The following is a 436-nucleotide window of genomic DNA, read 5'->3' as shown; positions in this document are numbered from 1 at the left end:
ATCGACGCAACGGCCCTTCCCGCGCGGCTGGTATCGCGCCAATGGGGTGAGCGACCATGACCGATACGCTCGTCCTCTTTCTTCCGACGCACGACACCGCGTGGCGTTGGCTGCGGATCGCGGGCGATGGCGTGGCCGGGCGGGGCGAGGGGATGCCCGTATTGGCCGCCGTTGGCGAGGAACGCCTGGTCGCGGTGGTGCCCGCCGATGCGGTGACGCTGCACTGGGCCGAACTGCCCGACCGCTCGCTCGCCCAGGCGGTGGCGGCGGCGCGCTTGCTTGCCGCAGATGCGAGCGCAACCCCGATTGGCGAAGTGCATGTCGCGGTGGGGCGCGAGGAGGCGCTGGTCGAACGGCCGATCGCCGTCGTGGCGGCGACCCAGATGCGGGACTGGCTCAACGTCCTGGCAGACTATGGCATCGATCCCGATGTACT

General features: G+C 70.2%; 1 protein-coding gene. It reads left to right on the top strand.

The genetic code is table 11. The annotated features are described in order from the left end of the window. Positions 1-56: 56 nt before the first annotated feature. The coding region (gene gspL / locus AACY49_RS31200) for a type II secretion system protein GspL (RefSeq protein WP_339528196.1) at positions 57-436 on the top strand (380 nt) is incomplete at its 3' end.

The organism is Pseudomonas sp. EL_65y_Pfl2_R96, from assembly GCF_963970905.1.
Lineage (GTDB): Bacteria > Pseudomonadota > Gammaproteobacteria > Pseudomonadales > Pseudomonadaceae > Aquipseudomonas.
This window is presented reverse-complemented; position numbering and strand designations above follow the sequence as displayed.